Here is an 8,007-nt window from a genome sequence, read left to right as displayed (position 1 = left end):
GATATATGCTACAATGTTTTGTTTTAATTATGTAATGAAATTATATATTAACTTTATTAACTATTCAAGTGTTTAATATGTTACATTTTTATAACTAAAATAACTCCTCGATTGAGGAGTTATTTTTTAAACATTGGATTGATAGCCATCAATTCGTTTTGGATGTGTGTAAATATTACAAGATTCATTTCTAATAAACCCTACGACTGTAATGCCTAAATCATGGGCAAGTTGCAATGCCAGTTTTGTTGGAGCGGATTTAGATAGAACAATTTCACATCCGATTTTTGAAACTTTGAGTAAAATTTCGGATGAAATACGTCCGCTAAATGCGATGATTTTTCCTTTAATGGATATATCGTTACGCAAACAATGACCATATATTTTATCTAATGCATTATGTCTTCCAATATCCATTCTTGATAGGAGGATATTGTTTCGATCACATAGCGCGGTATTGTGAACACCGCCAGTTTGGCGAAATGTAGTAGAAGATTGTTGCAAGGTATTCATTAAATGAAAGCATTCTTCAGGAGTAATTTTTACATGTATATCATGTAAGTCTTTTGCTTTTGCTGCGTCGTTTACGAAAATAAAACCTTGTCTACCTTTTCCGCAGCAAGAAGTGATGTATCGTTTATTATATAAAGTTTGATAGAGCGGATTCACTTTTGATGATTTTACATGGACAATTCCGTTATCTTTTTGAACCCATAGTTCTTCAACATCTTTATAGGAAGAAATAATCCCCTCAGAAATTAAAAAACCAATTACCATATCTTCAATATAATTTGGTGTGCATACGACTGTTACATATTCTTCACCATTCAATTTAATAGTAATAGGAGATTCTGTAACAATCTCATCAAGTTGTTTTGAAAATGTACCAGATTGATAACGTACAATTGTATAAGTCTCTTGCGTAGGCCCCATATTTAATTCCCCTTTTATATGTATTTCTCTCCCACATTTATCATAAAACAATGGAAAAAATAAAAACACCTATTAAAAAGAAGATCACAGATTATTTTGGTTATTATTGTATATGTACGATATAATAGAACTGTAGAATAGTGATATTTTCAAGCTTTCGTAGTTATACCTTATAACATCTAGAATCGACTTCATAAGAAAGTATTTGGGTAGAGCGTTTCAAAAATATGTACAGTAATGCGATTTTGAAAACGGATTCATAATTGTGTTGTACAGTTGGTTGTAAGGAGAGGGGAAACTATGGCAGAACAGACAGTCCGTGTAACCGTCGATGGTAAAGAATTTTCTGCATCAGGTGAAAAGACGATACTACAATTATTTAACGAGAGTAATTTGGAACATCCTCAAATTTGTCATGTACCAGAAGTAGATCCAATTCAAACTTGTGATACGTGTATTGTAGAAGTAAATGGAAAGTTATTGCGTGCTTGTTCAACGAAATTAGAGAACGGTATGCATATCGAAAGACAGTCCCAGCGTGCAAAAGAGGCACAGACTGAGGCAATGGATCGAATATTAGAAAATCATCTATTGTATTGTACCGTTTGTGATAACAATAATGGTAACTGTAAAGTCCATAATACAGTACATATGATGGGAATTGAGGAACAGAAATATCCGTATGAGCCAAAAGTAAGTGCGTGTGAAGTGGATATGTCACATCCATTTTATCGATATGATCCAAATCAATGTATTGCTTGTGGGCAGTGTGTAGAAGTATGTCAAAACTTACAAGTGAATGAAACTATATCGATTGATTGGAGCTTAGACCGTCCACGTGTTATATGGGACAATGGTGTAAGTATAAATGACTCATCTTGTGTAAGTTGTGGGCAGTGTGTAACAGTATGTCCATGTAATGCGTTAATGGAAAAAACAATGCTGGGTGAAGCTGGATTCATGACTGGATTGAAACCGGATGTGTTAGATCCGATGATTGATTTTGTAAAGGATGTAGAGCCGGGATATAGTAGTATTTTAGCAGTTTCAGAAGTAGAGGCTGCGATGCGTAAGACGAAAGTGAATAAAACAAAAACAGTTTGTACATTTTGTGGTGTAGGTTGTTCATTTGAAGTATGGACGAAAGACCGCCACATTTTGAAAGTGCAGCCTGTTTCAGATGCGCCGGTTAACGGTATTTCTACATGTGTAAAAGGCAAATTTGGATGGGATTTTGTAAACAGTGAAGATCGTATTACAAAGCCATTAATTCGCCAAGGAGATACGTTTGTTGAAGCTTCATGGGAAGAGGCTCTGGAAGTTGTTGCATCCAATATGCAGCATATTAAATCAGAATATGGAAGTGATGCATTTGGATTTATTTCTTCTTCGAAAGTAACGAATGAAGAAAATTATCTTATGCAAAAACTAGCCCGTCAAATATATGGAACGAATAATGTAGACAATTGTTCCCGTTATTGTCAATCTCCAGCAACAGACGGTTTATTTAAAACTGTCGGTATGGGCGGGGACGCTGGAACAGTGAAAGATATTGCGGAAGCAGGCCTTGTCATTATCGTTGGAGCAAATCCAACAGAAGGACATCCTGTACTTGCAACGCGTGTAAAACGTGCTCATAAATTACATGACCAAAAATTAATTGTGGCAGACCTTCGTAAACATGAAATGGCAGAGCGTGCGGATTTATTCATTCATCCGCGCCAAGGAACTGATTACGTATGGCTCGCTGGTATTACGAAATATATTATTGATCAAGATTGGCACGATAAAAAGTTCATAGCTGAAAATGTGAAGAATTTTGATGAATATAGCAAAATGGTAGAAAAGTATACGCTTGATTATACAGAAGAAATTACGGGGATTTCGAAAGAAAATCTGAAAGAAATGGCTCGTATGGTATATGAAGCAGATGGTACTTGTGTACTTTGGGGAATGGGTGTAACTCAAAATACTGGAGGAAGTACAACTTCAGCAGCAATTTCAAATCTATTGCTTGTTACGGGTAACTATCGTCGTCCTGGTGCAGGAGCATATCCATTACGCGGACATAATAACGTACAAGGCGCTTGTGATATGGCAACATTACCAAACTGGCTTCCAGGTTACCAAGCGGTTTCAGATGATGCGCTCCGTGCGAAATTTGAAAAAGCATACGGTACTACAATTCCGAAAGCACCAGGTTTAAATAATATTGCAATGTTACTTGCGGCAGATGAAGGAAAACTGCGTGGTATGTATGTTATGGGTGAAGAAATGGCTTTAGTAGATTCGAATGCCAACCATGTACAACATATTTTAGCGAATTTAGATTTCCTTGTTGTTCAAGATATGTTCTTATCGAAAACAGCTCGTTTTGCTGATGTTATTTTACCGGCAGCACCAAGCTTAGAAAAAGAGGGAACATTTACGAATACAGAGCGCCGTATTCAAAGATTATATGAAGTATTGAAGCCGCTTGGTGATTCAAAGCCAGACTGGTGGATTTTACAAAAAGTAGCTCGTGCACTTGGCGGGGACTGGAATTATGAAAGTCCAAGTGAAATCATGGATGAAATTGCATCGCTTGCACCTTTATATTCTCAGGCAACATACGATCGTTTAGAAGGATGGAATAGTTTATGTTGGGGTAGCCATGATGGTAGCGATACACCGCTATTATATGTGCATGGATTTAACTTCCCGGATAAACTAGCTCGTCTATCATTAGATGAATGGGTACCACCAGTTGTAGCGCCAGATGAGTATGATTTACTTTTAAATAATGGACGTATGTTAGAACATTTCCACGAAGGGAATATGACGAATAAATCGGCTGGTATTTTATCTAAAGTATCTGAAGTGTTCGTTGAAATCTCGCCTGAACTTGCCCTAGAGCGCAATGTGAAAGATGGTGGCCTTGTAGAATTAGCATCACCATTTGGGAAAATTAAAGTACAGGCACTTGTTACAGATCGTGTAACGGGGAAAGAGCTATATTTACCGATGCATGCAACGGTAAATGAAGAGGCAATCAATATTTTAACTGGAACGGCGACAGATCTTTATACGTGTACACCAGCGTATAAACAAACGATGGTAAAGATGCGTGTATTACGTGAAAAAGGGAATCGTCCGTTACCATCTTCAAACCCGAGAGATAAAAAGCGTAATCCGCAAAAAGGTGTTGAAATCGAGCAAAAATGGCAAAGAAAACAATACGTATCACTTGTGGACTAGGGGGCGGAGATAGTGGCGAAAGAAATTACTATAATTAAAAAGAAAGTTGTAACAGAGGAAGAACAGAAACAGCAATTAGCAGATGAACTTCTAAATGAGCTATCTAATAATCGTGAAGCAGTAGAAGAAACGATGCAGCTTTTAGCACAGTTGCAGAAGGCTGGTATATTAGATGCAGCGATTAGCTTACTTGCTGCGAAGGAAGATGTTTCAAAAATCGCTGTGGAGCAATTAAATCGTGAACCAGTTAAAAATGCACTCAACAATATGATGGGGGCAGGAGAAGCGTTATCTTCAGTTGACCCAGAAATAACGAAGCAAATTACGTCCAGTTTAGTTACAGGATTGCAATTTGCAACAGATGAATTAAATAGTGGTAAAAAAACAAAAGTGATGGATTTCTTTAAAGTATTAAAAGATCCAGATATCAATAGAGCTATTACATTCGGTTTTAGCTTCTTGAAAGCATTTGGACAAGGGCTAGAGAAAAAATAGAATAAATGAAAAAGTGATGGGAAGTAGCCATCACTTTTTTCATTATATGTATAAGAGTGTTCATGTTAAGCGGAATATATTATTATTAAAAAGATGGATTAGAACTGGAAATATGGAATCCATCTCAAATATCGTTTTAGAATGTGGAGGAATATATGCAACACCGTAAAAAACTATCTATACCAGGAGTAATAGGACATTCCTTTCAAACAGTTAAATTTGCTTTTTGGAATGTATTAACTTTTCAACTTGCTTATAAATTATTAGCAGCGATTGTGTTTGTTCCACTATTTGGAATCATTTTTAATAAGTTATTGTATTTTGGTGGTTATGCAAATGCGACAAATGATGAATTATTAGCGTTTTTAAAGACGCCTTATGGGATCTTAGCAATCGTAATTTTATCATTGTTAGCACTGTTTCTTATCTTTACAGAATTTGCGGTGCTTATTATTATTTCGTATTTCGCTCATAAAAGACAGAAGGTGAAATTACGTCCGATTTTATATAAAACGGTAACGTATTTACCTACTCTTTTTACATATTGCTTACCAGGATTTATTTTATATGCTGTCGTATTGTTGCCTCTTTTAAATATGGGATATGAAACGGCATTAATCCCGCAAATTCAAATTCCTAACTTTATTACAGGAGAACTGTTTAAGACAACGATGGGACAAGTTGGTTATTACACGTTCTTTGCTGTAGTCGCGTATTTGAATCTTCGATGGATTTTCGTTCTACCTATTGTTGTTTTAGAGCAAAAACCATTTCGCGTGGCAGCACGTAAAAGTGCAACTTTAGTAAATGAAAGCTTTTTTAAAGTACTATTCTTTTTAGTAGGGTTTTTTATTTCAATTGGAATTGTATATGTCGTGTTTTTGGGAATATATTTATTGTGCCTATGGGGTGTTTATGAATTTACAAACCCGAAAGGAACATTTGCATTATTAGCTGAATCAACGATTTCTGTATTTTTAACGAGCACATTGTATTTATTCAGCTTTATCGTGACGCCATTTTATATTATGGCGATTACGCGATTATACTTACAAAAGGTACCGGTTGAGGATGTTTTATTAGAAGAAGGATTAGATTATTCGAAAACGAAAGCAGATAAATGTTTTTTCCAAAAACATCGTTGGAAATTCATTGGCGTATACATTATAGGAATTATTACTGCCGGAATGGTCGTTGCCTTCATTGTAACGTTTATTTCAAATTCGTATAAAGAACCGATTATTATGGCGCACCGCGGGTATATATCAAAAGGCGTAGAAAATACGAAAGAAGCTGTGCAAGGTGCTATTGATGCAAAAGCAGACTACGCTGAAATAGATGTATTACAAACGAAAGACGGTGAACTAGCGGTTATACATGATTTGAAGCTGAAACGTCTCGCAAATGCCAATGTGCATGTGTCAGATTTAACGATGGCGGAGTTAAGGCAACTTACCCTTAGTCAAGATGGACTTTCAGGACAAATAAGTACACTTGATGAAATCATTAAGCTAGCAAATGGCAAAATCAAACTTAATATAGAAGTGAAGCTTCATGGGGGCGAAAAAGATTTTGTAAACAAAGTCTTAAAAACGATTAAAGATAATGAATTTGAGAAGCAATGTGTAATTCAAACGTTACACTATCCACTTATTAAAGAGTTTAAGCGTGCAAATCCAGATATAAAAGTAGGGTATATATTGTATGCAAGTAGAGCTAACTTAAAGAATGTGAAGGCTGACTTTTACGTAGCAGAAGAATATATGTTAAATAAGAAATTAGTAAAAGAAGCAAGGAAGTTAAACAAACCAATTTACGTATGGACAGTAAATGATATGGAAAATTTAAAGGCATATTATAAGTTGAACGTAGATGGTATCATAACCGATTACCCTGAAGATGCACGTGAAACAATTAAGATGTTAAAAGAGCAAGAAGCGGAAGAAAGTGATCTGTTTGATAAAATTACTGAAACGACAGATGATTTATTTTCTAAGTTATTTATAAGTTACCCAGCTGCTGGCTAAATGCTAGCAGCTGTTTTTTTTGTGAAAAGAATATATCTCTAAAGTATTGAGTAAAGTAATAACTGTATATGTATACGTTATCGCTTAGGTTTCTTACATTGTTACATTATTGTCAAATAATAAATGATTGCTGTTTATTTTGAAGCAGTATAATAAAAATAGAGTGATAGATAATGAAATGACACGAAACCCCTAATAGAATCAATGTTTTTTATATTTACACTATTCTAAATATAAAAACTTTAGGAAAATGGTATGTTAGCGTTTTCATAACTTTTAAGTTATGCTAGAATAAGGACATAAGTTATTAATTATTACAAAAAGAAAAAAGAATCTCTTTTTTCTGTTAATTATAAGGGGGCATTTCATTATGCGTATTGGGGTACCAGCAGAAATTAAAAACAACGAAAACCGTGTGGCAATGACACCAGCAGGTGTTGTACATTTAATTCGTAACAATCACGAAGTATTCATTCAAAAGGGTGCAGGTTTAGGGTCTGGTTTCACAGACGCTCAGTATGTTGAAGCGGGAGCAAAAATTGTTGATACAGCTGAAGAAGCTTGGAACATGGAAATGGTTATGAAAGTTAAGGAACCAATTGAAAGCGAATACAAACACTTCAGTGAAGGCTTAATCTTATTCACATACTTACACTTAGCTCCAGAGCCAGAATTAACAAAAGCTTTAATCGAGAAAAAAGTTGTTTCTATCGCATATGAAACAGTACAATTAGAAAACCGTTCATTACCATTACTTGCACCTATGAGTGAAGTAGCTGGTCGTATGGCTGCACAAATTGGTGCACAATTCCTTGAGAAAAACAAAGGCGGTAAAGGTATCTTACTTGCAGGTGTTCCAGGGGTTAAACGTGGTAAAGTAACAATCATCGGTGGTGGACAAGCTGGTACAAATGCTGCTAAAATTGCAGTTGGACTAGGTGCGGATGTAACAATCATCGACTTAAGTGCAGAACGTCTTCGTCAATTAGATGACATTTTCGGAAACCAAGTAAAAACTTTAATGTCTAATCCTTACAATATTGCAGAAGCTGTTAAAGAGTCTGATCTTGTAATCGGTGCAGTATTAATCCCAGGTGCAAAAGCTCCAAAACTTGTAACAGAAGAAATGATTAAATCAATGGAACCAGGTTCTGTTGTTGTAGATATCGCGATTGACCAAGGTGGTATTTTCGAAACAACTGATCGTATTACAACTCATGATAACCCAACTTATGAAAAACACGGCGTTGTTCATTATGCAGTTGCAAACATGCCAGGTGCGGTTCCACGTACATCAACTCTTGCATTAACAAAC

General features: G+C 35.6%; 5 protein-coding genes. 4 read left to right on the top strand and 1 reads right to left on the bottom strand.

Going from position 1 to position 8,007, the window contains the following annotated elements:
- Positions 1-126 precede the first annotated feature (126 nt).
- On the bottom strand, positions 127-933 hold the full coding sequence (gene fdhD, locus ABWK52_RS23470) for a formate dehydrogenase accessory sulfurtransferase FdhD (protein WP_000529230.1): 807 nt from the start codon (positions 931-933) through the stop codon (positions 127-129).
- A 300-nt stretch (positions 934-1,233) separates the two neighbouring features.
- Between fdhD and fdhF the strand changes: the two genes are divergently transcribed.
- From fdhF to ald, 4 genes are all read left to right on the top strand, one after another.
- Positions 1,234-4,170 carry a formate dehydrogenase subunit alpha gene (gene fdhF, locus ABWK52_RS23465; protein WP_098541024.1) on the top strand — a complete coding sequence of 979 codons (2,937 nt, stop codon included), beginning with the start codon at positions 1,234-1,236 and terminating at the stop codon, positions 4,168-4,170.
- Positions 4,171-4,182: 12 nt separating this feature from the next.
- Positions 4,183-4,665, top strand: a complete 483-nt coding sequence (locus ABWK52_RS23460) for a DUF1641 domain-containing protein (RefSeq protein WP_001040507.1) — start codon at positions 4,183-4,185, stop codon at positions 4,663-4,665.
- 155 nt (positions 4,666-4,820) lie between these two features.
- A complete protein-coding gene (locus ABWK52_RS23455) occupies positions 4,821-6,692 on the top strand; it encodes a glycerophosphoryl diester phosphodiesterase membrane domain-containing protein (protein WP_098541026.1) in 1,872 nt (623 codons plus the stop codon).
- A 370-nt stretch (positions 6,693-7,062) separates the two neighbouring features.
- Positions 7,063-8,007, top strand: a 945-nt coding sequence (ald, locus tag ABWK52_RS23450; RefSeq protein WP_326257068.1) for an alanine dehydrogenase, incomplete at its 3' end; no start/stop codon positions are given.

The sequence above is a fragment of the Bacillus sp. AP50 genome, from assembly GCF_040492675.1.
Classification (GTDB): Bacteria; Bacillota; Bacilli; order Bacillales; family Bacillaceae_G; genus Bacillus_A; species Bacillus_A cereus.
The sequence above is the reverse complement of the archived record's forward strand: the minus strand, read 5'-3'. Positions and strand labels throughout refer to the sequence as shown.

Bases quoted from the DNA above. Each gene is read 5' to 3' on its own strand.
- fdhD (WP_000529230.1), bottom strand. From the start codon at position 933: ATGGGGCCTACGCAAGAGACTTATACAATTGTACGTTATCAATCTGGT.
- ABWK52_RS23455 (WP_098541026.1), top strand. From the start codon at position 4,821: ATGCAACACCGTAAAAAACTATCTATACCAGGAGTAATAGGACATTCC.
- fdhF (WP_098541024.1), top strand. From the start codon at position 1,234: ATGGCAGAACAGACAGTCCGTGTAACCGTCGATGGTAAAGAATTTTCT.